A 24,796-nucleotide genomic window follows, 5' to 3' on the forward strand; every position below is an offset into this window, starting at 1 on the left:
TGAGTGTAAGCTGAGTGCCTGTCGCTGCGGATAACGTAACACTGCCATTACTGGTATGAGCGATAGTCCCAGACAGTGTGTTATTACCGCTGATGTTTTCCAACGCAGCACTAGTACCGGCTGGATTCAAGATAATGTTTTCGGCAATCGCAATATCGCCGGAAATCTGTAAGGTCGCGCCTGAATTAACAGTCGTCGCTCCCGTCACAGTACCTAGCGCTGTGGCGTTTGCAGCGACTAAACTACCGGCTAAGATTTGAGTAGCACCGTTATACGTGTTAGCACCGGTCAACGTTAAAGCCGCACTACCGCTTTTTATCAGCGTACCTGTAGTACCGATAATCGTGCCGCCAAAACCATCATCGGCGGATTGATTAATGGTAAGCGTATTTGAGCCTAAATCGAGTTGTTGACTAATGCCGGAAGTTGAACGCAACCGGCCTATGGTTTCACTCGCCATTAAAGTCAAAACGACTGGCGCCGTTTATCGTAACGACGCTGGTATCCGGAATCGCAGAGCCGCCATCGACAATGAGCAGACCGGAGTTCCCCAGAATGGTGCTTCCAGTATAGAGATTAACCCCGGACAGCGTTTGCGTATGAGAGCCGGGTGATAGTACTCTTAAAGAACCAATGCCGGTAATAGAACCAGAGAACGTCGTGTCAGCATGATTATTGAGTGTTAACGTGCTGTCCGCCGTTACCGTTCCAGCTCCGGCTAACGAACCTAGCGAAAGGTTAGCTTCTAGACGTAGACGGGTACCGAGAGCAAGCGTAACATCGCTGTTGATACCAAACGCAAACGCATTGGTATTATTGGCTATGACCAAGCCGTCCGACACCGTGGTTGCACCCGTGTAGGTATTGCTAGCTGTTAACATTAACGTACCCGCACCGGTTTTAGTGAATTGGCCTGAACCCGCTATCACACCGGTAATCGTTAATAAATCACTGAAACTGTTGCTCACCGTTAATGTGGAGCCTGAATTTATGGTTAATGTACCTCCGCTTAACGTAGCGCCAGTCGCTGCATCGCCATCTAAAGTCAAACTTTCGCTAAGCGTCGGACTTTGGGCAAACGAAACCGTTTGCCCCGCTAAGTTACTGGCTAAAGCTAAGGTTTGCGTACCGGTTGCGTCAGCTGCTGCTATGGCGACTGCTTCTGTGAAGCTTACACCGTTGCTAAGGTCAATCGTTCCGGTGTCGGTGCTATTCGTAATAGCAATCGTATCGCTGGCAACTGTAATATTCGCATCAACTGCCGTCACACCATCGGACAGCGTCATCGTAATGACTGCGTCGCCAGCAGGCGTATCATTACGATAGGAAATTCTGCGCACAACTTCTTGCACTAAGGCCGTGGTTGCTGGCGTAGCCGAACTGTTAACATTAATCGTCAACACGCCACCCGCTTGGGTAAAACTCGCAAACGTCAGACCGCCGCTTTGTAAATCGCTGCCGCTAACAGTAAAACTCGCGCCGTTGGTATCGAAACCGAATACATCGCTACTCAGTGGTGTTCCTGAACGCTGTACGGTTATCGAAGCACCGCTGTAATCACCGTTACCACTGTTTAACGCATCAAATTCGGTATCACTAACGGTAGCGTCGCCACCATTATCCAACAAAACAGTATTCGCTACGCCTGGCCATGCGACTGTATCGCCGTTTACCTGGTTAAGCACGGGCGTATCATCAAAAGTATATGCGTAGTTGCTACTATTCAATTCAACTGCGGTAATAAACCCATTCGTGTATTCCAATAACCAATCTCCACCCAGTAAAGATGAGCCGGTAAGATTATTAGATGCAGCAACATCGGCTAGCGTCATTTCCGACAAAGCTGCTACAAACTTTTCACCGTCACCGCTGGCGACATTACAACCATATAGCAATAAATCACCACTATCTGTCAGTGCCGAACCCAGCACAGCTAGCTCATCAGAGCGTTGCACGGCTGAATCAATATCCAGTGTGAATGAGCCTAAGTTAACCTGTCCCTCAGCACCATGGGTAAAGATATGTATTGCATCATAGCCCGAATGTGCATTAGCCCATGCCACCATTTGCGCTAAACCATCTTGACTTGCATCGAGTATCACTATTTCGACACCGGGACGTATGTCATTTATTAAGGCTTGGTAATCTTTGATATTATTTGCAATAAAAACAATTTCTTTAGTAGGCATGTTAGCTACTTGAGAACTCGTCATCGAAGAAACAGCAAGCTCACCCGCAATAAACTTAGCATCGTCGGCAACTTCACTATCTAATAATTGTGTTGATTTAATAATTTTCATCTTCGCCTCGGAGTGCTTTATGGGGTTAATAAAACGTTATTACACTGATTAATTATTGATTATTGAAGTATACATCGAATATTTCGATAGTCGTTAAAGCCATCATTCAACAATGGTGCCTACTTGAAAAAATGATAAATATACCGACATATCTGAAAATACTAAAATTAAACTCGCGCCATTACGGAAATTACAATTCAAACGGGAGCCCGCTTCACCTAACACGGCGCTAGCTACGATCAAACAAAAAACTTAGCATATATGGACGTCATCGTGTGAGAGAATATTAGTTAATCTAGCTTATGGATAAAATCTTAGCGATTTACCTTACACGCCGGCATTATTATTCAATGGAATGAGTTAGCGACACGACTACCAACCGATTACTGATAACAACACATAACAATAACAGACTCACTATAAAACTTGAGCTTTAGCGCAAAAACCTATAGTATTGAGTCAATACTAAAAACGGAGGAGATATGAAAAAAACGACCCAATACTGTCACGCTGTTTTATTATCCGCTTTACTTTCGCCTGTTGCGTTAAGCGCAGAGCCCAATGCCCATGAACTTTATCAAAACAATTGCGCGAGCTGTCATGGCTCAGATCATGGCGGTTATTTAGCCCCGCCATTAAATGCCGATACGTTAAAAGGTCGTAGTCCTACAGCGCTACGCACGATTGTGATGGCGGGCAGTTTTGATACCTTAATGCCGCCGTTTTATGGCAAGCTCACTGATGATGAAATCCGTAGTTTAGTCAAACACTTACAAACAACACCTAAATTACCTAATCCGGCCTGGACCATAGACGATATGAAAGCATCGTTAAAAGTCTATGTGTCAGACGAAACCACCCTACCCGCACAACCCACTTATAGCATTGACAACATGGATGATGTGATTGGCGTGGCAGCGCGTGGTAAATACGGTCGCGGCGAAGGTTCACGCGCCATTTTTATTAATAGCAAAACTCACCAAAAATTAGGCGAAGTGCCTACAGGTACAGCCGCCCATATCATTGATTACAATCCCGTGAATCCACGCTGGGCTTATGTCAAAACCGATACCGCTGAAATTTTTAAAGTCGATTTATATTCGATGCAAGCCGTGCGCAGTATTAAAACCGGCTATAACGGCCCAGGCATGGGTGTTTCACGCGATGGTAAATACATTATGGCCGGCTCATTCGTACCGCATAACGCTGTTATCTTAAATGCCGACACCTTAGAGCCGCTAAAAACCTTTGAATTAGAAGGCATAGACCCCGATGGTAAACAGGTTTCGTCCGATTCGGGTATGGTTATTGGCACGCCTTATGCCGATGTCTTTGCCATAGCGTTAGAAAATGCCGGTCAAGTCTGGGTAATCGATTTAAAAGACGACTTCCCTGTCACGCGTATTACCGATGTGGGCCGCCATTTACATGATGCGTTTTTAACCCACGGTGGACGTAAACTCATGATTGCCTCGTATGACGACAGCATTGTCGCGGCGATTGATTTAGCAGAGCGTAAAATTATTAAAAAGCTAGAAGCTGGCTGTGTGCCTCATGTCGGCGGCGGCTCAGCGGTGGTGGTTGATGGCAGAACCTTAGGTTTTGGCACCAATTTTGGTGATTGCGATAAAACCGTCGTCAGTGTCTGGGATTTAGACAAAATGGAAGTCGTTAAGCAAGTCCCCGTCTCAGGCGGTACCGAATCCCCAGCCGCTCATGCCAATGCGCCTTATGTCGCCGTAGACATTATCAGCAAAGATAGACGCGCAAGAACCGTGCAACTCATCGACAAGAAAAGCTTAGAAGTCGTGAAAACCTTAGATGTCGGCGGTCATGCTTACTTCCCTGAATACAGCGCTGATGGCAAGTTCTTATACATCAGTGCGGGCTATAATGGTGATGAAGTGGTCGTTTATGATTCCAATAGCTTAGAAAAAAGTCGCCTCTATCCCTATGGAAAGCCCTGCCGGTATTTTCTCGCATGGTCGGGTTCGTTACATGACACGCGGCTTATCACCTGATGAAATACCCTCAGCGCCAAACAGCCAAGGAGGGAAATAATGACTACCCTCATTCGCTTAAGCTTGTTGCTATTCAGCTTATTATCGGCAAGCACCGTACAAGCGACCGTTCTTTATGCCGGTCAAGCGCGCGCGGCTGCGGTTTGCTCGCAATGCCACGGCATCAAAACACCGTCATCGGATAGCGTCTTCCCAACCCTAGCCGGTCGCGATGAAGCTTATTTACGCGAAGCACTTAAGCAATACCGTGATAAAACACGCAAGTCCGACATTATGAACGCGATTGCTGGCTCATTAACCGATGCTGACATTGCCAATGTCGCGGCGTATTATGCGAGAGTAAAACCATGATAATACGCGGCTTGCTGTTGTTATTACTGATTATGGCCCGCAATACCTATGCTGAGCCAAGTGCTGAACGGCAAGCCGCGTTACGCGAATTAGTGCAACAAGATTGCGGGGCTTGTCATGGCTTAACACGAAAAGGTGGCATAGGTCCCTCGCTATTACCCGACGCATTAACCGCCAAAACCGACGACTACTTAATAACAACCATACTCAATGGTCGCCCAGGTACGGCAATGCCACCGTGGCGTTCATTTATTAGCCAAGTAGAAGCAGAATGGCTAGTTGATAATTTATTAAGAAAATAGTTGTAGGTCGGGTTACGACTGCATGGATGCAGGAGGTAGAGCAACGCAGGAGCAGTTGCCGAGCGTCAGCGTAACCCGACAATTGTTGCTGATTGTGTCGGGTTACGCTATCGCTAACCCGACCTACAAAAATGAAGAATGACGTTACTTGTAAAGTAGCCAAACGTTCAACGCATATCAGTCAGTAATAAACGCCATTGCCAACCTCACCAGCTTTAATCGAGACTTGCTAATAAATACACCAAAACACCATGCTAAAACAATTACTGTTCCTTTTCTGGCTAGCTTTTTCAGCCATAACACTAGCCGAACCCCGAGCCACCGGTGATTTAGGCTTAATCATAGAACGCGAATCCGGTAGCGCCTTAATCGTCAATACCACTGAACATAAACAACTCGCGCGCATTGAAAATCTAGGCGACACCTCACATGCCTCGGTCGTGTTCTCAAGAGATCAACGCTATGCCTATTTGTTTGCTCGCGATGGCGGCTTAAGCAAAATCGATTTATTACAAGACCGCCTGGTTAAACGTATTGTACAAGCCGGAAACAGCATAGGCGGTGCTATCTCCCAAGATGGCCGCATCGTCGCGGTATCTAATTACACACCCGGTGGTGTCAAACTGTTTTCTGCCGATACCTTAGAACCTATCGCCGATATTCCAGCAGAATACGGCGCTAGTCAACGCTCCAAAGTCATTGGCTTAGCCGATGCGCCGGGGCAGCGCTTTATTTTTAGCTTATTCGACGCCGGTGAAATCTGGCTAGCCGATGTCAGCGACCACCAAAAACCTAGCCTAGAAAAATTTAAAAATATCGGCAAACAGCCTTATGACGGCTTAATCACCCCAGAAGGCCGTTATTATGTCGCTGGTTTATTCGGTGAGCCCGGCATGTCGGTGTTGGATTTATGGCATACCGAAGCGGGTGCTAAACATATTTTGCCAAACTACATTAAAGAAGACGAAAAGCTACCTGTGTTTAAAATGCCGCATTTAGAAGGCTGGGCAATGGCGGGAGATTATGTTTTTTTACCCGCGATAGGCAAACATGAAGTTTTAGTGATTGATAGCCGCACGTGGCAGCTTGTTAAAGCGATTCCGGTATTAGGCCAGCCGGTATTTGTCAGAGCTAGACCCGATGCTCGGCAAGTCTGGTTAAATTTCGCCTTCCCTGATAACCATCAATTACAAATTATTGATGTTAAAGACTTAGCGGTCAGCAACACGTTAGAACCGGGTAAAGGCGTATTACATTTAGAATTCTCACCACGCGGGGAACAAGTTTGGGTGGCCCTCAGAGACGATAACCAAGTCGTGGTTTACGACAGTTATCACTTAAAAGAACTCGCTCGTATCCCTGCGAAAAAACCCAACGGGATTTTCTTCAGCGCCCGCGCTCATCAAATTGGCTTATGACCGAACTCGTGTTAACGGACTTACACAAGCGTTTGCTGAACGATTTTCAGCGTGACTTTCCGTTGTCAGAGCGCCCGTATCAAGCCATTGCTGAGCAACTCGGCGTATCGGAATCAACGGTATTATCCGCTCTAACCGAGCTCAGCCAGCAACAATTGATTAGCCGGGTCGGCCCTATTATCCGGCCTAATCATATTGGCGTCAGTACCTTAGCAGCAATAGCCGTGCCCCAAGCGGAGCTAGAAACCGTTGCCAACACGATTAGCCGCTACCCGGAAATCAATCATAATTACGAACGCGAACATGAGCTGAACTTATGGTTTGTCGTAATAGCCGATAATAACGAACAACTCGCCGCCGTAATTGCTAGTATTGAAGCGGAAACCGGCTATCCGGTCTTACAATTTCCGTTGTTACACGATTTTTATATCGATTTAGGCTTTAACTTGGATTGGCAACATGTTGGATAATAGCGACCGCCGCCTACTCGCCTCGATACAACAAGGCTTACCGCTGTGCTCACGACCTTATGCCGAAATCGGTCAGCGTTTAGGCTTGCCAGAAACCGAAGTCATTAATCGGTTATCGGCGCTAAACCAGCAAGGCTTGATAAAACGCATGGGCGTTATCGTCAAACACCGCTCGCTAGGCTACCAAGCGAACGCCATGGTGGTTTGGAATATACCCGACGCAGAGGTCACCACAGTAGGTCAGCAAATGAGTACGTTTCCGTTTGTTAACTTATGTTATCAACGCCCTAGACATCCAGACTGGCCGTATAACCTCTATTGCATGATACACGGCAAAGACCGCGAAACCGTATTAACCCAGTTAGAACAGCTCACGCAAACCTTAAATCTCACGCATATCGCGAAAACCGTCTTATTCAGCCGCCGCTGTTTTAAACAACAAGGCGCGCGCTACCGCTTAACCCATCAAGAAAGCTAATGGACGCCATAGACCGCGCGCTAATTAATCAACTGCAAACCGGTTTCCCTATTTGCGATGCACCGTACCAACAGTTATCAGCCACACTAGGCATTCCGGCTGAAGAGGTGTTATCGCGCTTACAAGCGTTACTGGAAAATGGCACCCTCACCCGCTTCGGGCCGCTGTACCATGCCGAACGCATAGGCGGTGCCTTAACGTTAGCCGCTGTCAAAGCACCGCTAGAGCGTTTTGATGAAATAGCCGAGTTAATCAATGCCTTCCCTGAAGTCGCGCACAACTATGCCCGCGACCATGACTTCAACATCTGGTTTGTTTTAGCCACCGAAACCCTAGAACAGCAACAACACGCCTTAGCGCAAATCGCCGCGCAAACCGGTTTAACAGTTTACAACATGCCCAAACTCAACGAATATTTTGTCAATTTACAGCTCAGTGCCTAAATGGACGCCATAGACCGCCTCATCATGCACCACACCCAAGCTGGGTTACCGCTGACCTTAGAACCTTATCAAACCCTAGCCAAACAACTAGGTCTTGACAAGCAAGAACTCATGCAACGCCTACAAGCCATGCAAGACAGCGGTCAAATCCGCCGCATCGCCGCCGTACCCAACCACTACCGGTTAGGTTACCGCTATAACGGCATGACCGTATGGAACGTCAGCGATGAACATATCAACACGCTAGGCCAACACATCGGCCAACTCAGCTTTGTCAGCCATTGCTACCACAGACCCAGGCACCTACCCGATTGGCCATACAACTTATTCGCGATGATACACGCCAAAACTGAGCCAGAAGCCGAACAACACATTCAACAAATTAAAACGGTATTAGGCGATGCATGTCAGGAATATACTGTGTTATACAGCACTAAAATACTTAAGAAGACGGGGTTTAGGAGTGTTTAACATTTGTTCGGTACGGATGCTGTAATGCTTAAAACGTCATTGCCCGCATTTAGTCGAGCAACTTAGGCGGCTATGCAGAAAATTTTTGTGATGTGGATGGCATTTATTTTAGGCTATGCTAAATTTTGTCAACAACTTGAAAGACAGGTAGTGTGCATTCCATGCACCCAAAAGCGCGCGCGGATTCAACGTTTCATGGTTATGTGAAAAAATTGCGTTTAGAGTGTGATTGGGCGAGGATTTTTTCCGAAAAGCACGTTGTTGGCAAGTTCTTTGGTGCATGGAATGCACCCTACTTGGCTTTGTGCGGACTTGTGTAGATACTTATGGTGGTGTGGGAGGGTAACGGGCGCAATCTCGTTACCTCGACCCAATCTTGACTAGACTTGTAAGCTTCTTAGCGGTGGGCTGACGGTAGTTCGGCTGATATCTTCTATACAGCAATACACATAAATGATAAAGTCTTCCACTGACATGGCCCTTCTCCCTCATGAAGTTGCTTTTGGTAGAACAACTTTACGGGAGTCGCGACCTTGTCTTCAACCCATTTTAGTATACAGTTAGGTTTTCATTGCAACTCATTATAAAATCTAGGAGTCCCAACCAATGAAGGACACAATAATTACGAAGCAAATGATATTGATTGGAGCAATGGTTATGTCTTTATCCACACCGATATCAGCGCTATCGGAAACCCCAATAGCAACAAGGGATATTTCAAATACTCGTTTGTATAACTTTGTAGACATTCCAGCAGAAATTAACTATAGCCAGTTTGGTGAGGCTGGGGTTCAACTCGACCCAAGACAGGCAGGACATATAATTAGCGTGAGGAGATTTAGAAAAATCAACATCCTAATTGGTTCAACCAGTGCTAAATCAATTTCGATATACCTAGGTAAACTCAGCGATGCAACACTAGCGCAGGAATTTCACCACCCCATTGATGGTAAAATTCATACCTACGATGTAATTGGCCCAGAGTTGGCGATCGTGTTTAAAGGCGGTACACCAAATTCAAGTGAAAAAGTACAGATGTGGGTATTTCTCAGTTCGTGAGAAATGATCATAACGCGGATCGGGTCCGGGTGACGGGATTGCTCCCACCACCTCTCCCACACCACTGGACATGCGGTTTTCCGCATCCGTCGGTTGGAATCAACAGCCTTTAACGCGATAAACTCGATAAGATGCGCTAAACCCATATAGGATGTGCTGAGGTACGAAGCGCATCTGTCGAGTGCACAAACACGAATGATGCACCTTCTATTGTCGGAGCATCCTATAACTGGACAAATCTGTGTAAAGTGTGCAGTGCAACCCGTAGGGCAAATTGCCTATCAACGCGATAAGGTGCGCTGATAACGCGATAAGGTGCGCTGATAGGATGTGCCGACGTCAGGAGGCGCATCGTTCGCGTCACTCGATTCCTTTAATGTCGTACTTTTCATGACTACCCCAATCACCGGTATAAATACCTTGCTTTAAATAACGATGAAAACTCGAATAAGGCCAATCGATGACCTGTTTTACATAACCATGTTTTACCGGATTCCAATGGATATAATCGATATGACGATTAAGATCGGTTTGACCTTCGATTAAATGCGCCCAAAAGCGGCTTTGCCATAATCCGCGTTCACGGCGATTTTGGCGGCTTTTCGATACTCGCTCGCCATTAGGTATTTTTCTTGAAAAATACCCTTTCAATAAATTCCATCTTACGGAATAGTCACCGTCATTTTCAGGCAATGTCCAAATGCAATGTTGTGATCCGGCATAATGACGATGGCATTTATTTCAAACGGTTTTTGTTGTTTTACATAACGAAAGGCATCTCGCAAAACGTCAATCTTTTCCACCAATAAGCGATTGTTCTTACGCTCGGCAAGATTAACGGTAAAAAACCATAGGGCTTTCGGTATGTAAAATCGTCGATATTCAACTCGATAAGATGCGCTAAACCCGTATAGGATGTGCTGAGGTACGAAGCGCATCTGTCGAGTGCACAAACACGAATGATGCGCCTTCTATTGTCGGAGCATCCTATAACTGGACAAATCTGTGTAAAGTGTGCAGTGCAGCCCGTAGGGCAAATTGCCTATCAGCGAATCAGCATTAACGTGTTGTGCTTGCTGCCAAGCTCAGACTTGGAAACGATCACTGTAGGGTACGCAAGGCGTACATGACTGCCTAATGTTATTAGCAACAAGCTTTCTTTACGCGTTATTTGTTACTACAATAAAGTAATCAAACTTGACTTCGATCCCATCAAAAATGAAAGGAACATCCGCGAACGCGGCTTGAGCTTTGAACGCGTGGTCGATTTTGATTTTGAAACCGCTGCCTTCGATACACCAGAGAATCCTGTAAATATGGCAAAACCATTACCCTTGACTGACGCAGACGGCGAAGTCCGTGAGTTGACCGAAGACGATTTTAAGCATTTTAAGTCGTTCTCTTCATTGCCCGATGAGTTGCAAGCTGTCTTGCGCGGGCGCGGCAAACAAAAAGCCCCCACTAAAGTATCAACCACCGTGCGGTTTAGCCCTGAAGTATTGGCGTATTTCCGCTCAACCGGCAAAGGCTGGCAAAAACGGATGGATGACGCGCTCAAGGAGTGGCTTAAAGAACACACGGCATAGCGCATACGGCGTTTTCGCGATAACAAACCACCATCAGTGTACCCCAAAATGGCGGATTGCCTTTCAGAAAATCCGCTTACTGCGTTGCTAAGCCACATGGATGTGTTTCATCCATGGCACCTGGATTCCGGCAATCACTGCCGGAATGACGGTTTAGCTTTACGGGCTAAAATTAAAAGTATCCCATCTTGAGTGGATAGCCTAAAAACCGAAAATTTGAACGTTCAAAGTCTATTATCGGTTAAGCTAGCAAACTCCTCTTGCTATCATTTGTTATGCTTAAGACCTCAAAAGACACTCTTGACCCGGAAGATTGGCAGGCGTTTCGCCGCGATAGTCATCAAATGCTCGATGACATGCTCGATCATCTGGAAAATCTGCACAGCAAGCCGGTATGGCAACCATCGCCTGCTGATTTGCTTAGCGATGAATACGCACAATTATCCGCCGAATCTGCCGAACTAAAAAACGTACATCAATGGTTTATGACGCAGATTGTGCCGTATAGCGTGGGCAATATCCATCCGGGGTTTATGGGTTGGGTACACGGTGCTGGTACTGTGGTCGGTATGGTGGCGGAACTGCTGGCAGCCGGGTTAAATGCCAATGTCGGGGGGCGCAATCAAGCACCTGTTGCGCTAGAGCAGCAATTAACCCAGTGGCTTAAAGACTTGTTCAGTTTCCCCGATAGCGCCGGTGGTCTCATGGTTAGCGGCACCTCGATGGCTAACTTAATCGGCGTGTTAATTGCAAAAACTTGGTTTTTAGGTGAAACCAGCCGTCAACTCGGTTTGCAGCAAAGTCATAGGCGCTTAGTGGCTTATACCGCTAGCAGTGCGCATGTTAGCTTAACACAAGCCCTAGAAATAACTGGTTTAGGTAGTGATGCATTACGCTTAATGCCAGTCAATAGCCAATTTCAACTCGATGTTAACGCGCTTAAAGCCGCTATCATGGCGGATAAGGCTAACGGTTTTGAGCCTTTTTTAATTGCCGCAACCGCAGGTAGCGTCGATGTCGGTGCGATAGACCCGTTGCCTGAATTGGCAGAACTCGCCCATGAACAAGGTTTATGGCTACATGTCGATGGTGCGTATGCCGCATTAGCTATGTTATCACCGGAATTAGCCCCGCTATTACAAGGCATTCAAGCGGCTGATTCGCTTGCGTTCGATTTTCATAAATGGGGACAAGTCCCTTATGATGCCGGTTTTATTTTGGTAAGAGACCAACAACAGCAACTGGCAACGTTTGCCTCGCCTGCTGCGTATCTGATGCGAGCTGAGCGAGGTTTAGCCGCTGGCTCACCTTGGCCGTGCGATTTAGGCCCTGAGCTATCGCGTGGTTTTAAAGCGTTTAAAGACGTGGTTTACGTTGAAAGTATATGGCACTCAAAAACTAGGCCACGTCATCTGGCATACTTGCCAGTTAGCGCACTATTTAAAGGAAAAGATTTTGATGTGTGACAAGCTAGAATTATTAGCACCGGTTACACTTAACATTGTCTGTTTTCGCTATCGTGCTGAACAGGCCGATGCGGTCAATGCTAAAATTGTTATTGCATTACAAGAATCCGGTATCGCGGCGCCGTCTACAACTAAAATCAATACACTGTTAGCCATTCGCGTCGCTATTTTTAACCATCGCACCACCGAAGTGCATATTGATGCTATGCTTGATGCTTGCCTACGATTCGGCAAGCAATTTTCTGTTTACACTCATACCGAGGCTTTTATGACAACAGAATTACCCGATTACGCAAACCGCCCTTTTATTGGCCTTGCGCCACTAATGGCTTCTGCCTTGGCCGGTTTCGACCTCGCACCGTTAGGTTCATTATTATTAGAACGCGTTAAAACCGAACCCAAACCTGAAACCTTAATCGACATTGCCAATATTTTATTCCTACGCGGTTTTCCTGAACTAGCACTGTCAATACAAAAAGAAGCGTTAAGTCAACAACAGCTCTATCAGCCCCCCATCACTGAGCAGCCCATTCAACTCCGTTTATTAGTGCTAATGAGCGCGGGCGATTTAATGGCAAATACGCCGTTAGAGTTTTTAATTCAGCACAGCGATATAGGCTTAACTCAAGTTTATGTCACTGAAACCTCGCCTTTGCCTGATACTGTACCCGAGCATGATGTGTTGTTTGTCGCTGTTGCCCAATCAGATGCTAATATGGCGTTATTAAACAGCTTAACCAATAAGCTGGCTAATTGGCCAAAACCTGTGTTAAACAAACCGGAAGCGATTAGTTTGTTAGCGCGCAACCAGGTAGCAGACCGTCTACAAGATGCCCCAGGCCTAGTCGCTCCTGAGACGTTGCGTGTATCTAAACATGATTTAATTACCGTCCACGAGATTTTAACTGACGATGATTACCCGCTAATTATTCGCCCTGTCGATTCTCATGCGGGGCAAGGCTTAGCCAAAATCGATAGCTATTCGGCCTTAATTGACTACCTAACTACAGAGAATGCTGAGGAGTTTTATCTTGCCAGCTTCTATGACTATAAAAGCGCTGACGGTTTATATCGCAAATACCGTATTGTCTTGATTGCAGGTAAACCGTATTTATGTCATCAAGCGATTTCTGAGCAATGGATGATTCATTATCTCAATGCGGGTATGGCTGATAACGCTGAAAAACGCGCCGAGGAAGCCGCATCCATGGTCGCATTTGATCAAAACTTTTGCACTAACACATGCTAGCGCGTTACAGCACATAGCGGATTGTTTTGGCTTAGATTACTTAGGCATTGATTGCGCCGAAACACCCGATGGACAACTGTTGGTGTTTGAAGTCGATAGCTGCATGATTATTCATAACTTAGACCCCATTGAAGCATTCCCTTATAAACAAGATGCTATGCAAAAAGTCTTTGCCGCGTTTTAGGTCATTGCTCATTAATGCTAGCCAACAACATTAAACTAAACGAACTCTCGCATAAGTCAGCCTCGCTACCCAGTCTAATAGGGTTGTTAACGACAGGTGGCGACTGGCGTATTGCGCTGTCTCCTGATACCGGCGTAAACGCGTATGGCTATGCCGCTACGCCAAATCCTGACGCCTATGCATTTGGTTCTAGCACTTGTTCACAAATCAGCGCGAGGGGATTTAAGCAGAGTTTACTGCGCCTACAAGATTTACAACAACGATTAAATACCGATACGTTAACCACGGTTTATGACGATGAACTCGCACAGCTGAGACAGCGCTTGCACGAGTTATTAAGCTTACCTCAGCACACTGACATTTGTTTTTTCACCTTCTGGCACTGATGTGCATGGTTTATTAGCAAAGGTTTTAGCGTATCGAGCCACTCAATCGCTTGCTATTATCATGATGGACAGTCATGAAACCGGTCGTGGTGTGGCATCCGCACTTAGCGATAGTCGTACTCCTGGGTTAAAACCAACATTACAATGCATAACCCTTAGACAACCTGATGGCAAGCTAAGACCTTATCATGAACTCGATGCTGAAACGGAAGCTTTAGTCGCACAAGCGCTACAGCATCAGCATCATGTATTGCTTATCATGATTGACCAAAGCAAGACTGGACTTATTGCCCCTAGCCTTGCGTGTGTACTGGGCTTAAAGCAGCGTTACGGCGATAGACTAACAATACTGGTTGATGCATGTCAGCTTCGTTTATCTCCAGATACGTTATCCTCGTATTTAAAACAAAATTTTTTTGTTGCCATCACCGGCTCTAAATTTTTAACTGGCCCAGCGTTTTTCGGGCGCATTATTAATACCCGAAGCTTGTGCACACTGGCTGAGAGCCAACCCCTTGCCGAATACCTTAGCTGAACTGTCAAATTGCGCTGAATGGCCTAACACGTGGCCTGGACGTGAACAACTCGGTGTCAAAACGAACATCGGCTTATTGCTACGTTGGCACGCCGCGCTTGATGAGCTTGAAGTGTTGCTAAGTTTTTCAGATAGCCAGATTAGCGGGTTTATTCAACACTTTCACGACGCGGTATTAACTACGGTTAATCAATACCCTACATTACAGCTACTAACAACACCCCAACTCAATCGACAACCACTCACCAGTGCCAAACACTGGGATAGCTTAACCACGATTTGGACGTTACGGTTGCCACACTATAACGAAGCACAAGTGTTAGCGCTTTATCAAACCTTACAACAGCGACACTACCAACTCGGCCAACCGGTGGTGATAGGCACTCAGGACAACGCACGCGTAACGGGTTTAAGATTGTCGCTGAGTGCTAGACTCATCACTGAAGCACTAAGCGATTCTGAGCAAACTGTCATGGCAAAAGCGATTAAAACATTGGCTGAACTTGCAACGACTTAAGATTAAACAACAGAAAAAGTTCAACGTACAATCACTAGCACTTCCTATTTTTTCCGATTTAAACTTCCTAGTTCAGCCTGCAACGGTTAACATATCTAAAGGCTTACGCGCCCGCATATACTTCAAACGGTCACATTTGGTTTTTAGGTAGGTAGAGTGCGCTGTGCGCACCCTACAGCAACATAAGATACCGAATGTGACCGTTCAGAATATAGATTCGGTCTATGATTTCCCATTCACTTAAAAACACTATGAAATTAGCAAAATCTTCTCAGTTCCCACCTTGTCCAGGCCCTGTTGTTACCATCGTATTAGACGGTGTAGGTATTTCGCCACGCGAAGACGGCGATGCCGTTAAAACTGCACGCACACCCACATTAGATAAACTGATGACTACTTATCCAATGACGCCGTTACGCGCACACGGTACGGCAGTCGGTATGCCTAGCGATGAAGACATGGGTAATAGCGAAGTCGGCCATAATGCCTTTGGTGCAGGCCGTGTCTTTGCTCAAGGCGCAAAGTTAGTTGCAGAATCAATTGCCAGCGGTCATTTATGGCAAGGTAAAGCTTGGCATGACGTCGTTGCCACCGCAAAACAAGGCGGTTGCTTACATTTTCTTGGTTTATTCTCCGATGGTAATGTACATTCTCATATCGACCATTTACGTGCAATGTTAGAGCAAGCCAAACAAGAAGGTGTCAGCAAAGTACGTTTACATATTTTATTAGACGGCCGTGATGTCGGTGAAACCTCAGCACTCGACTATGTTGACCCGTTTGAAGAGTATTTAACACAATTACGCAGCGAGCAATTTGATGTTGCGATAGCCTCTGGCGGTGGTCGCATGACGATTACTATGGATAGATACGAAGCCGATTGGTCTATGGTTGAGCGCGGTTGGGACATTCATGTACGCGGCTTAGGTCGGCAATTTGCCAGCGCCCATGAGGCCATCACGACCTACCGTACTGAATTAAACGTTATCGACCAAGATTTGCCCGGTTTTGTTATTGCTAAAGACGGTCAAGCGATAGGCAAAATCGTTGATGGCGATGCGGTCGTTTTCTTTAATTTCCGTGGTGACCGCGCGATAGAAATTTCCCGTGCCTTCATTGAAGAACAGTTTACCCCGTTTGCACGCGGCCCGCTGCCTAATGTCACTTATGCGGGCATGATGCAATATGACGGTGACACCCAATTACCGCCGCGCTTTTTAGTCGAGCCACCGACGATAGACCGCACGCTAGGCGAATATTTAGCGAAAAACGGTGTGTCGCAATACGCGATTAGCGAAACGCAAAAATATGGTCACGTCACTTATTTCTGGAACGGCAATCGTTCGGGTAAATTTGATGAAACTTTAGAAACTTATGTCGAAATTCCTAGCGATGTCGTACCGTTTGAGCAACGCCCGTGGATGAAATGCGCTGAAATCACTGATGCATTGATTGGTGCTATTCGTAGCGGTCAATACCGTTATTTACGCGTTAACTATGCCAACGGTGACATGGTTGGTCATACCGGTAATTTCGAGGCAGCCGTCACTGCTATGCAAGGCTTAGATATACAGCTAGCGCGCTTAATACCGGTCATCTTAGCCGCGCAAGGCACAGCCATCATCACCGCTGATCACGGCAATGCCGATGAAATGTTTGAATTAGACAAAAAAGGCGCGGTTAAACGTGATGCCGAGGGACGCACTAAAGCCAAAACCTCACACACGTTAAACCCCGTGCCATTTGTGCTAGTATCCGCCAACCCTAGCTATCAATTACGCACTAATTTAACTACACCTGGCTTATCCAACGTTGCCGCTACGGTACTGAATTTATTAGGCTTTGAAGCGCCTGATGATTACGATGCCAGCTTAATCCAACCTCTGTAAGCAAATAATACGGTTCAGGCTGATGAGTCGGCCTGAATCTTATCAAGACGTTTTATGCACTCTCGTTTTATAGGCATTTTCGACTCAGGCGTAGGCGGCTTAGCGGTTTATCGCGCGGCACGTGAGCTGTTACCTCATAGCGCTTTTGTTTATGTCGCCGATTCTGGCTTTGCGCCGTATGGCGACCGCGAGCCTCGTTATATTGCCAATCGTGTCATAGAAATCACCGATGCCTTAGTCAAGTCGGGAGCACAAGCCTTGGTGATTGCGTGTAACACGGCGACCGTCACAACAGTTTCAGAGTTACGAGCTAAACATGCGTTGCCTATTATTGGTATTGAGCCTGCGATTAAACCCGCTACGGCGCTCAGTACACGCGGCAAAATCGTCGTGTTAACCACACAACGTACTGCCGAAAGCGATGCCGTAGCACGTCTTTGTCAGCGGTATGGCAGCAACTCCCATATCGTGCTACAAGCGTGTCCAGGTTTAGCGGATTATGTTGAAGCGGGGGAAGTTGATAGTATAGAGGTTAACGAAATGCTTAAGCAGTATTTAGCCCCTGCTATCGCGATAGCAGCTGACGTTATTGTGCTGGGCTGCACCCACTTTACGTTCTTAACTGCTCAAATTCAACGCTTAGTCGGCCCTGATGTTACGATTATTGAACCGTCCATAGCCGTTGCCCAGCAACTCGCTAGACAACTGGTGTTAACTTCTCCCGATTTAAGTCATGAAGCCTGTGCAACCGAGACCTTTTATACCACCGCGCTAGCATCGAATACAGTTAGCACTGTGATGTCAAAATTACTAGAACGCCCTATCGATGTATTAACCGCTAATCATCTGGGGTTGGAATGTCGTTGACAGTAAATTGGCAAACCCCATCCCTGGGTTTTGCCCATTTAGGTATTAAGCACCAAAAGACAGATTCAACAGCGCATTATCCAGGCGTCCGGCGCGGAAGCTTTTACCGGATTCCACAGCCGTAACAATAACGCTAGCCGGGCTGAACAGCATAGGATCGATTTTAAAGAAATCGTATTGATATTCTTTAAACACTTTGGCAAACGGTTTGCCATAATCTTTAGAGGTCGAGCTAGGCAACTGATTAGCCAATTGCTCGGCATCCGCATCACTACCTTTGACAAATAAATGCACTAAACCCGCAAATAAAATCGCATCGTTAGTCCGTCCCATTGCTTGGACAAAATCGGGATGTGGGGGGCAAATAGGCGCGCTACCGCAACCATCGATAATATTATCTAACGCAAAATGCAAAGCATGGGCTTTGTGCATAGCCACTTCTAAAACCCGTCCTACCACTTGTACACACCCGGCTAAACTGCTGGTTGGCGTGACAATAATGGTTAATTTATCGCCTGAAACACCACAGGCAGCGGCGACTTTTTCGACTATCGCCAACGGTGGTACTTTATCGTTTTCAATCACTAAAACAGTTTCATCACCCTCATCGTGATAAGCTAACTCGGTATACAACTCTTCTACCGGTTGCGTCACGCCTTCTTTAGTTTTGGTTGCCATAGCCCTGGCAGGACCTGAGCCTAACGCATAATATTTTTCATGCGCTAAACTCCAACCAGCATATTGGCTGCCTAAACAGGCTAATACTGGGTTGCTAGTATGCACGTTTACCGTCAATGGCCATTGTTCGGTATAAGTGCTGTGCGACAATGAAACCGAACCTAAACCGCCTAAGCAAATTTCCGTAATCAATCGGCCCACTTCTAAGCCACCTGGCGCATTAATACCGGCATCGATTAACGTACTGCCGTTTGCCAACGTTTCAATGACAACTCTTAGCGCGTCGGCGTTAGCGATGATTTTTTTTACGATAGGTTGAGCGTGCTGATTGACGCTTGCGTGGTATTGCATTGAGTCTCCTGTTTCAATCCACATTCGACCTCATCTGTCGAATGACAAAGCCATCGACAGGTAGAGGTCGGTGGATTCCCTCGCCGTACACGAAGAGGTTACTTGAAAAAATAACGATGCTAGAGCATCGTTGTCAACTTTGAATATTTCTCCCTAGGGAGAGGCCTCAGACCAGCAAGGAAATAAGATCAACAGATAACTGTTGTAACCGATTAACAACTTGCTCTGGTGTGTTAGCGTGCGCAATCATACTACAAATGGGCTGGCCTTGGCAGCATTTAACACCTGGCTTTGGAATATCGGCACACGCTACAGGCCAAGTAAATGATGTAGGAATAACCAAATCTTGACTAGCATAAAGCAATTGATAAGCGCTATAGCCAGACTGCTTGTAACAAGAGCCCGAGGCAATGCGTCCATGTAGATGTTCTAGCAATAAGCGCTCATCATATAATTGCACACTGGCTGACACTCTAGGATTGATTTCCAATACAAACAAGTCATCGTCTTGTTGAATAAAATCGAGTGAGTTTAAACCCGTTAAACCAAAAATAGGCGTTAACTGAGCCAGCCAACGATTAATTAGTTGCTGCTGCTTAACCGATAAATCGCCGCCACTGTTAATAATGCCGGAAAATAAAAACTCATGCTTAGACGTGGATTGACACCACTGCGTGTTATAGCCTAGAACGCGCGCCTGTTTACCATCGGCGATAAATAACGCTGTTCGACACACACCCGGTTGATACGCTTGCCAATACCTATCCGAGCCAAACTGCTGAGCTTGACTTGCGCGAGTAATACCCACCCCACCTTGCCCATAAATGGGCTTAAGCAAGCCAGAACCTTGCATATTGACGTCGGTAAAACGAGATTCTGGAAACGGAATAGTTAGCTCGGATAACACGGCAAAAAAAATTTGGCTTATCACAAATGCGGGTAAACGTTGCCGGGCAATTACCCGCTAGCCTATAGTGTTGCGCCAACCATTCAAGGCTGTCTGGATGATATTCAAAGCCACTCCCATACACAACATGTTCAACGTTTGGGTAACCAGCTTTAATTTGAGCAAGTGCAGGTACTAATTGATTTAAACTTAGCTCTGCAACCGTAATGACGTGTTCGGCATACTCATGGGTATCGACATCGCCATAGCAATCAATGACTAACGGTATTAAACCTAGACGCTTAGCGGCTTGTGCGATAAATCGGCCGGATTGAGCAATGATTAATAAGGGGACGTGTGGATGGGGCATAAAGAGAATGAGCGAAACTTGGAACGTATCAGCAACTCACACCACCCCGTTTAACTTTACCACTAGCCGTATGAGTTATTTCAGTAACAACTGATAACTGCTGCGGAACTTTATACGCCGATAAACGCTGACGACAAAAACGAATAATATCTTCTATATCAACCGTCGCTTCGCGTAACACAACCTCGGCACAAACGACTTCACCCATTAACGGATGCGGCTTACCAAATACCCGACTTGCAACTACTTGCAGGTGTTCATTTAACACAGCTTCTATTTCTTCTGGAAAAGCTTTATTTCCTGACACGTTTAATCAGGCTTTTCTCGCGTCCAGCTATGACAATACGGCCATCAGGTCTTCGGTACGCTAAATCGCCGGTCATAAACCAACCATTAGGCATTGCTTGGCTGGCGGTTTGCCATGGCATTAAATAGGCATCAAACAGGCCGGGACCTCGTATCGCTAAATGACCGATTTTGCCATCCGTGACTGGGGTATTCGCATCGGTTAATATCTCAACAGCAAAACCGTCAGCTGGATGACCGACGCTGTTGGGTTCTGATAGCTCAGAAGCATTATCCAGTATCGGCAAACCGGCTTCGATAATGCCATATGCTTGCCGTACCATAACTCCGAAGCGCTGAGTAAAGGCTTGTGCTATCTCCAACGGAATAGCCGACGATGTTGAGATAGCCGTGGTTAATGTAGGCATTAATTCGCCTGAGCTGTCGGCTGCTAGCAGTCGATAATGCATAGGTGAAGCATAAAGTACAGTGGCTTGATGTCGCTGTGCTGCCTCGATGATAGTTTTAGCATATAAGTCTTTGCTGATGATAATGCGCGTACCCGAACGCAAATAAACCAGGATACTGACGAGGAAGTGAAAACGCCATAGGCAACACCCATAACACTGCATCAGCGCTGGTTAAGCGCAAAGCACGGCACGCATTGTCTACCCGCGCCAAAATACTGGCATGAGTTAACACCACGCCTTTACTAGCCCCCGTCGTGCCTGAGGTATAACGAATAAAAGCCGCATCAGCTAACTGCGCCAGTTGTGCATGAGCGGGTATCTCAGTGAACGTTAAACGCAACGGTTGTTGTAGTAACTCAAGCATCATGGCCTGCCCCATCCAAGGATTCACGCCAAACGTGTCATCTAAAATCGCTTGAACACCCGTATTGTCAACAATTTGCGCGATTTCTGCGGGTTTTAATTGATGCGATAACGGCACAACGACTGCACCACACGCAAAACCAGCTAACATGGCAATAACAAAACTAGCGCTATTACGTCCCATAACACCTAATGTTGTCCCCCTGCCCACACCTAAAACGCCGTAATTCTGTAGTTAACTGCTCGGTTTGTTGGTACAACTCGCCGTAAGTTAATTGTTGCTCGTCATCGATGATGGCAACTTGCTCAGGCCAATGCTTAAGCACGTGTTGTAACAGTGTGTCAGTGATATTCATGCAATTACGTTTAATAGCCTAAGTACAAATCCATATTTTATTTTAACATTCGCACTGGAGTCATAATGATGTTAAATAAGGCAATGGTTAAAACCTGGCGGTTGTTTCCTAACAAGCGCCTGTCCTTAAAATTAAGACTACTCACTTTAGCAGGGACAGGGTATTCACAGTGCAGGTGTTGGCAGCATGGATGCTGCCGCCAAGCCTACAGGGACGTATTCACGGCGTCCTGCACTGTGAATACCCTGTCCCGCCTTACGTTGGTAGCCAAAAATTAACAGTCCAACAAAGAATCATTAATGAAACTCAAACCAACCGATTTTATAGTCATCTTAACCGGTGCAGGTATTTCCGCCGAAAGCGGGATACGAACCTTTCGCGCACAAGACGGACTTTGGGAAGAGCATCGCATTGAAGATGTAGCAACACCTGAAGGTTTTATGCGCAACCCAGAATTAGTACACGCATTTTACAATCAACGCCGCCGCCAACTGCAAGAAGCCAGTGTTATGCCGAACCCAGCCCATCTCGCCTTAACACGGCTGGAACAGCAATGGCCGGGCGATGTGTTGATTATTACTCAAAACGTCGATAATTTGCATGAACGCGCCGGTAGCCAAAAACTCCTGCACATGCACGGGGAGTTAAACAAGATTTTTTGTCAATTCTGTAAAACCCGGCTGATTTGGAACACCGATTTATCGACCGAGACAGCCTGCCCTCATTGCGGCAATGTTGGTATGTTGCGCCCCGATATAGTCTGGTTTGGAGAAACACCTTACCACATGGACGAAATTCTACGGGCATTAGCGGTTTGTCAGCTTTTTATCTCAATCGGCACTTCCGGGCTAGTCTATCCCGCAGCAAAATTCGCGCAAATAGCCAGTCAAGCCTACCGTATAGAAACCAATCTTCAAGAAACCGAAATCTCCGGCAGTTTTAACAAACATCTAATAGGCCCAGCCGGAAGCGAAATACCTAAATTGATTGAAGCTTTGCTTGCCAGAGAGTTTTTAGTCTAACAATCTATCTGCACCGCTATTCTGTTATCATTGCCTTCTCGCATTTTTTCCTTTGAGTTAAATGCGCTTATTATGCTGACTTACCACAAGCTTCTAGTACATAAGGAATCACACCTATGCTAAATCTATGCGTAAAAAATTTTAGTGGTTTATGTTGCAGTTATACAAATTGCTTATTCGAGCTTTCCACCTGACAATGGCGTGGAAGTTATTTCAATAGCCATATCTCCCAAAAATGCCAGCATTGTATATGCCGGAACTCGTTTCTATGGTGTTTTCAAAAGCACAGATGGCGGCAAATCCTGGGTTCATTCCGGCAATGGCTCTAAAGTTGAAAGTGCCGAAAGCCTTGCCATAGACCCATCGCATCCCGATACACTTTATATCGGCGAAGGATATTTGCCGGAAATAGGTGTTTATAAAAGTACAGACGCAGGCCGGTCATGGCATCCCATAAACACAGGTTTAAAGGTTCCAGGCCGCTATTATGGCGACCCTTATATCCCCACTATCCACGCTATTGCTATTAATCCGAAAAATCCGAAAAAAATAATCTTAAGCGCCATTGCGGAGTCGGGTGAAACAGATCATTTATTCTTAACTGAAGACGGTGGTGAACATTGGCAGTCAGTTTACTCAACAAGCGTGCTATCTGACGCGTTAGCGTTTGACCCTAAACAGCCCGAATTTGTATTTGCAGGAACGGGAGATGGCTTGCTTAAGTCCTTTAATGGCGGTAGGAGCTGGCAGTTATCCGCGCCACCATTACTTTATCACGACAGCCCTGTCCCATTTTCAGCATTAAGGGTTTTAAACACAACAAAGCAAATCATATATGCCCGGGGACTCGGTTTAATGAAATCAGAAGATAGCGGCGTGTCTTGGCAAAGGATTCAGGGGGCATGTAGTAATTATGCCGTACCATCTTCTGCGCCTAATATTATATATATGGATTGCAATATTGATTCCAATACTAGTGTCGACCGCAACGTTTTTTTCAAAAAGCACAGATTATGGCGCTTCTTGGCAACCCATTGGTAAAGGTTTACCGAGTAGCTGGCTAGCCACTACTATTGTGGTAGCACCCAATAACCCCAATCTTGTTTTTGCGGCTTGGCAAGGCTGTGGACTCTATCGTTCAAGCGATGGCGGCATAACTTGGCAAGAGTCAGATCAAGGTTTAATGGACACTGAATTTAAAAAAATCGGTGACTATCTAAGACAGCCACCCTTGCACAAAGCCGTGATAGATGGGAATGTAAACCAGGTAGGCCAATTATTAAAACAAGGTGCGAATGTTAATGAAGTATCTGAAACCGGCATGACGCCTATATTGTGGGCAGCAACAAGAGGAACCCCCAGCATGTTCAAACTGCTGCGCCGTTACGGGGCTAACATTAATGTAAACAACAAAGATAACTACATGCCGCTGCATTTAGCAGTAATAGGAAAAAATATACCAATAATCAAATTATTGCTAGCGTCTGGAGCTAACGTCAACCAAAAAAGCGAGTCTACTTATAGTGGCTATGAAACGCCGTTAACTCTTAGTTTTACTTCGCTGGCCTATGGAGAAGTCTCTAAACCAAAGCTAAACAAAGTGCTGGAAGTTTTAGCGATTCTTATCGAAAACGGTGCTGATTTAAATAGTTTATATATCATGCGGCGGGCGATTGAAGTCCGGCAATTACCGGTAGTTAAATTTCTTTATGAAAAAGGGGCGGTATTGACCGACAAAAACGATAACACCAATCTAGCGGATTTAGCCATTGCTGATTGCCAACCTGAAATTCTCGACTTTTTAATGAGCCAAGGTCTTAATTCAAGTATCAATTACCAGGCGATTAGCAAAGGTTGTGCGCCGATTAAAGCGTTTCTGAAAGAGCGTTTGCACAAGGCTATTAACGGCGATTAGTTTTATATAAATTCGCCAAGCTTTAGCTGACGTTTATTGATAGAAAAACGTACGCATTTTGCTCAGCAACTTTTTCAAACTGTTTAGAACTAGTCTTAATCAAGCAAA

The 24,796-nt window shown here is 46.0% G+C and carries 28 protein-coding genes and 2 pseudogenes; 21 read left to right on the forward strand and 9 right to left on the reverse strand.

Annotated features, from left to right (window positions below):
* Both VZ94_RS22680 and VZ94_RS09195 read right to left on the reverse strand, forming a co-directional pair.
* Positions 1-460, reverse strand: a 460-nt coding sequence (locus VZ94_RS22680; protein ID WP_369126295.1) for an autotransporter-associated beta strand repeat-containing protein, incomplete at its 3' end; no start/stop codon positions are given.
* The gene (locus VZ94_RS09195) at positions 450-2,300 is read right to left on the reverse strand and encodes a DUF4347 domain-containing protein (protein WP_052700385.1); all 1,851 of its coding nucleotides are present in this window, start codon (positions 2,298-2,300) and stop codon (positions 450-452) included. The genes VZ94_RS22680 and VZ94_RS09195, both read right to left, overlap by 11 nt.
* Before the next feature lie 482 nt (positions 2,301-2,782).
* On the opposite strand from VZ94_RS09195, the gene VZ94_RS09200 reads away from it, so the two are divergent.
* From VZ94_RS09200 to VZ94_RS09240, 9 genes are all read left to right on the forward strand, one after another.
* On the forward strand, positions 2,783-4,321 hold the full coding sequence (locus tag VZ94_RS09200; RefSeq protein ID WP_239649799.1) for a nitrite reductase: 1,539 nt from the start codon (positions 2,783-2,785) through the stop codon (positions 4,319-4,321).
* A gap of 39 nt (positions 4,322-4,360) precedes the next feature.
* Positions 4,361-4,672 (forward strand): c-type cytochrome, encoded by a 312-nt coding sequence (locus VZ94_RS09205; RefSeq protein ID WP_045778999.1) that lies wholly within the window; start codon positions 4,361-4,363, stop codon positions 4,670-4,672.
* Positions 4,669-4,974: a c-type cytochrome gene (locus VZ94_RS09210; protein WP_045779000.1), complete on the forward strand. Its 306-nt coding sequence runs from the start codon at positions 4,669-4,671 to the stop codon at positions 4,972-4,974. Before VZ94_RS09205 ends, VZ94_RS09210 begins: the two co-directional genes overlap by 4 nt.
* A 251-nt stretch (positions 4,975-5,225) precedes the next feature.
* Positions 5,226-6,392 (forward strand): cytochrome D1 domain-containing protein, encoded by a 1,167-nt coding sequence (locus tag VZ94_RS09215; RefSeq protein ID WP_045779001.1) that lies wholly within the window; start codon positions 5,226-5,228, stop codon positions 6,390-6,392.
* Entirely contained in the window at positions 6,389-6,862 is a 474-nt protein-coding gene (locus VZ94_RS09220) for an Lrp/AsnC family transcriptional regulator (RefSeq protein WP_338040326.1), read from the forward strand. The genes VZ94_RS09215 and VZ94_RS09220 overlap by 4 nt, the downstream gene beginning before the upstream one ends.
* Positions 6,852-7,340 carry a siroheme decarboxylase subunit beta gene (gene ahbB / locus VZ94_RS09225; RefSeq protein WP_045779002.1) on the forward strand — a complete coding sequence of 163 codons (489 nt, stop codon included), beginning with the start codon at positions 6,852-6,854 and terminating at the stop codon, positions 7,338-7,340. The genes VZ94_RS09220 and ahbB (VZ94_RS09225) overlap by 11 nt, the downstream gene beginning before the upstream one ends.
* Positions 7,340-7,783 (forward strand): Lrp/AsnC family transcriptional regulator, encoded by a 444-nt coding sequence (locus tag VZ94_RS09230; protein WP_045779003.1) that lies wholly within the window; start codon positions 7,340-7,342, stop codon positions 7,781-7,783. The genes ahbB (VZ94_RS09225) and VZ94_RS09230 overlap by 1 nt, the downstream gene beginning before the upstream one ends.
* Positions 7,784-8,254 (forward strand): siroheme decarboxylase subunit beta, encoded by a 471-nt coding sequence (gene ahbB / locus VZ94_RS09235; RefSeq protein WP_045779004.1) that lies wholly within the window; start codon positions 7,784-7,786, stop codon positions 8,252-8,254. It abuts the gene before it with no gap.
* A gap of 606 nt (positions 8,255-8,860) precedes the next feature.
* Positions 8,861-9,313: a hypothetical protein gene (locus VZ94_RS09240; RefSeq protein WP_045779005.1), complete on the forward strand. Its 453-nt coding sequence runs from the start codon at positions 8,861-8,863 to the stop codon at positions 9,311-9,313.
* A 360-nt stretch (positions 9,314-9,673) separates the two neighbouring features.
* Here the strand turns inward: VZ94_RS09240 and VZ94_RS33215 are convergent.
* Positions 9,674-10,251, reverse strand: a pseudogene (locus tag VZ94_RS33215) (REP-associated tyrosine transposase).
* A 306-nt stretch (positions 10,252-10,557) separates the two neighbouring features.
* On the opposite strand from VZ94_RS33215, the gene VZ94_RS09250 reads away from it, so the two are divergent.
* From VZ94_RS09250 to murI, 9 genes are all read left to right on the forward strand, one after another.
* Entirely contained in the window at positions 10,558-10,899 is a 342-nt protein-coding gene (locus VZ94_RS09250; RefSeq protein ID WP_239649800.1) for a BrnA antitoxin family protein, read from the forward strand.
* 275 nt (positions 10,900-11,174) lie between these two features.
* Complete coding sequence (locus VZ94_RS30540; protein ID WP_204369093.1) at positions 11,175-12,365, forward strand: pyridoxal phosphate-dependent decarboxylase family protein; 1,191 nt, start codon at positions 11,175-11,177, stop codon at positions 12,363-12,365.
* Entirely contained in the window at positions 12,274-13,614 is a 1,341-nt protein-coding gene (locus VZ94_RS30545) for a hypothetical protein (protein WP_275575190.1), read from the forward strand. Before VZ94_RS30540 ends, VZ94_RS30545 begins: the two co-directional genes overlap by 92 nt.
* Entirely contained in the window at positions 13,583-13,798 is a 216-nt protein-coding gene (locus VZ94_RS26945) for a hypothetical protein (RefSeq protein WP_204369095.1), read from the forward strand. The genes VZ94_RS30545 and VZ94_RS26945 overlap by 32 nt, the downstream gene beginning before the upstream one ends.
* Before the next feature lie 14 nt (positions 13,799-13,812).
* Entirely contained in the window at positions 13,813-14,184 is a 372-nt protein-coding gene (locus VZ94_RS26405) for a hypothetical protein (protein WP_045779006.1), read from the forward strand.
* A 1-nt stretch (position 14,185) separates the two neighbouring features.
* Complete coding sequence (locus VZ94_RS09270) at positions 14,186-14,719, forward strand: hypothetical protein (protein WP_045779007.1); 534 nt, start codon at positions 14,186-14,188, stop codon at positions 14,717-14,719.
* Positions 14,700-15,236: a hypothetical protein gene (locus VZ94_RS09275; RefSeq protein ID WP_045779008.1), complete on the forward strand. Its 537-nt coding sequence runs from the start codon at positions 14,700-14,702 to the stop codon at positions 15,234-15,236. The genes VZ94_RS09270 and VZ94_RS09275 overlap by 20 nt, the downstream gene beginning before the upstream one ends.
* A 251-nt stretch (positions 15,237-15,487) precedes the next feature.
* Positions 15,488-17,125 (forward strand): 2,3-bisphosphoglycerate-independent phosphoglycerate mutase, encoded by a 1,638-nt coding sequence (gpmI, locus tag VZ94_RS09280; protein WP_045779009.1) that lies wholly within the window; start codon positions 15,488-15,490, stop codon positions 17,123-17,125.
* A gap of 54 nt (positions 17,126-17,179) precedes the next feature.
* The gene (gene murI, locus VZ94_RS09285) at positions 17,180-17,992 is read left to right on the forward strand and encodes a glutamate racemase (protein ID WP_045779010.1); all 813 of its coding nucleotides are present in this window, start codon (positions 17,180-17,182) and stop codon (positions 17,990-17,992) included.
* A 45-nt stretch (positions 17,993-18,037) separates the two neighbouring features.
* On the opposite strand, the gene mch is transcribed toward murI, so the two are convergent.
* The 6 genes and pseudogenes from mch to VZ94_RS09320 all read right to left on the reverse strand — a co-directional run bounded on the left by mch (position 18,038) and on the right by VZ94_RS09320 (position 21,751).
* Complete coding sequence (gene mch / locus VZ94_RS09290) at positions 18,038-19,021, reverse strand: methenyltetrahydromethanopterin cyclohydrolase (RefSeq protein ID WP_045779011.1); 984 nt, start codon at positions 19,019-19,021, stop codon at positions 18,038-18,040.
* A 166-nt stretch (positions 19,022-19,187) separates the two neighbouring features.
* Entirely contained in the window at positions 19,188-19,952 is a 765-nt protein-coding gene (locus VZ94_RS09295) for an ATP-grasp domain-containing protein (protein WP_192828616.1), read from the reverse strand.
* Positions 19,852-20,277 (reverse strand): hypothetical protein, encoded by a 426-nt coding sequence (locus VZ94_RS25870; RefSeq protein ID WP_045779013.1) that lies wholly within the window; start codon positions 20,275-20,277, stop codon positions 19,852-19,854. Before VZ94_RS25870 ends, VZ94_RS09295 begins: the two co-directional genes overlap by 101 nt.
* 28 nt (positions 20,278-20,305) lie before the next feature.
* Complete coding sequence (locus VZ94_RS09305) at positions 20,306-20,584, reverse strand: AMP-binding enzyme (RefSeq protein WP_045779014.1); 279 nt, start codon at positions 20,582-20,584, stop codon at positions 20,306-20,308.
* Positions 20,571-21,579, reverse strand: a pseudogene (locus VZ94_RS32710) (class I adenylate-forming enzyme family protein). The gene VZ94_RS09305 and the pseudogene VZ94_RS32710 overlap by 14 nt, the downstream one beginning before the upstream one ends.
* The gene (locus tag VZ94_RS09320) at positions 21,569-21,751 is read right to left on the reverse strand and encodes an AMP-binding protein (RefSeq protein ID WP_045779017.1); all 183 of its coding nucleotides are present in this window, start codon (positions 21,749-21,751) and stop codon (positions 21,569-21,571) included. The pseudogene VZ94_RS32710 and the gene VZ94_RS09320 overlap by 11 nt, the downstream one beginning before the upstream one ends.
* A gap of 299 nt (positions 21,752-22,050) precedes the next feature.
* Between VZ94_RS09320 and VZ94_RS09325 the strand changes: the two genes are divergently transcribed.
* The 3 genes from VZ94_RS09325 (at position 22,051) to VZ94_RS22685 (ending at position 24,688) form a co-directional block, all read left to right on the forward strand.
* Positions 22,051-22,773 (forward strand): NAD-dependent deacylase, encoded by a 723-nt coding sequence (locus tag VZ94_RS09325; protein WP_045779018.1) that lies wholly within the window; start codon positions 22,051-22,053, stop codon positions 22,771-22,773.
* Positions 22,774-22,917: 144 nt separating this feature from the next.
* The gene (locus tag VZ94_RS09330; protein ID WP_045779019.1) at positions 22,918-23,814 is read left to right on the forward strand and encodes a WD40/YVTN/BNR-like repeat-containing protein; all 897 of its coding nucleotides are present in this window, start codon (positions 22,918-22,920) and stop codon (positions 23,812-23,814) included.
* On the forward strand, positions 23,735-24,688 hold the full coding sequence (locus VZ94_RS22685) for an ankyrin repeat domain-containing protein (protein ID WP_157844892.1): 954 nt from the start codon (positions 23,735-23,737) through the stop codon (positions 24,686-24,688). The genes VZ94_RS09330 and VZ94_RS22685 overlap by 80 nt, the downstream gene beginning before the upstream one ends.
* Positions 24,689-24,796 lie beyond the last annotated feature (108 nt).

This window comes from Methylocucumis oryzae (assembly GCF_000963695.1).
Classification (GTDB): domain Bacteria; phylum Pseudomonadota; class Gammaproteobacteria; order Methylococcales; family Methylomonadaceae; genus Methylovulum; species Methylovulum oryzae.

What these genes read in the sequence shown, in the direction of transcription:
- VZ94_RS09195 (WP_052700385.1), bottom strand. Translation starts at nt 2,300, where the DNA reads ATGAAAATTATTAAATCAACACAATTATTAGATAGTGAAGTTGCCGAC.
- VZ94_RS09200 (WP_239649799.1), top strand. Translation starts at nt 2,783, where the DNA reads ATGAAAAAAACGACCCAATACTGTCACGCTGTTTTATTATCCGCTTTA.
- VZ94_RS09205 (WP_045778999.1), top strand. Translation starts at nt 4,361, where the DNA reads ATGACTACCCTCATTCGCTTAAGCTTGTTGCTATTCAGCTTATTATCG.
- VZ94_RS09210 (WP_045779000.1), top strand. Translation starts at nt 4,669, where the DNA reads ATGATAATACGCGGCTTGCTGTTGTTATTACTGATTATGGCCCGCAAT.
- VZ94_RS09215 (WP_045779001.1), top strand. Translation starts at nt 5,226, where the DNA reads ATGCTAAAACAATTACTGTTCCTTTTCTGGCTAGCTTTTTCAGCCATA.
- VZ94_RS09220 (WP_338040326.1), top strand. Translation starts at nt 6,389, where the DNA reads ATGACCGAACTCGTGTTAACGGACTTACACAAGCGTTTGCTGAACGAT.
- ahbB (WP_045779002.1), top strand. Translation starts at nt 6,852, where the DNA reads ATGTTGGATAATAGCGACCGCCGCCTACTCGCCTCGATACAACAAGGC.
- VZ94_RS09230 (WP_045779003.1), top strand. Translation starts at nt 7,340, where the DNA reads ATGGACGCCATAGACCGCGCGCTAATTAATCAACTGCAAACCGGTTTC.
- ahbB (WP_045779004.1), top strand. Translation starts at nt 7,784, where the DNA reads ATGGACGCCATAGACCGCCTCATCATGCACCACACCCAAGCTGGGTTA.
- VZ94_RS09240 (WP_045779005.1), top strand. Translation starts at nt 8,861, where the DNA reads ATGAAGGACACAATAATTACGAAGCAAATGATATTGATTGGAGCAATG.
- VZ94_RS30540 (WP_204369093.1), top strand. Translation starts at nt 11,175, where the DNA reads ATGCTTAAGACCTCAAAAGACACTCTTGACCCGGAAGATTGGCAGGCG.
- VZ94_RS26405 (WP_045779006.1), top strand. Translation starts at nt 13,813, where the DNA reads ATGCTAGCCAACAACATTAAACTAAACGAACTCTCGCATAAGTCAGCC.
- gpmI (WP_045779009.1), top strand. Translation starts at nt 15,488, where the DNA reads ATGAAATTAGCAAAATCTTCTCAGTTCCCACCTTGTCCAGGCCCTGTT.
- murI (WP_045779010.1), top strand. Translation starts at nt 17,180, where the DNA reads ATGCACTCTCGTTTTATAGGCATTTTCGACTCAGGCGTAGGCGGCTTA.
- mch (WP_045779011.1), bottom strand. Translation starts at nt 19,021, where the DNA reads ATGCAATACCACGCAAGCGTCAATCAGCACGCTCAACCTATCGTAAAA.
- VZ94_RS25870 (WP_045779013.1), bottom strand. Translation starts at nt 20,277, where the DNA reads ATGCCCCATCCACACGTCCCCTTATTAATCATTGCTCAATCCGGCCGA.
- VZ94_RS09320 (WP_045779017.1), bottom strand. Translation starts at nt 21,751, where the DNA reads ATGAATATCACTGACACACTGTTACAACACGTGCTTAAGCATTGGCCT.
- VZ94_RS09325 (WP_045779018.1), top strand. Translation starts at nt 22,051, where the DNA reads ATGAAACTCAAACCAACCGATTTTATAGTCATCTTAACCGGTGCAGGT.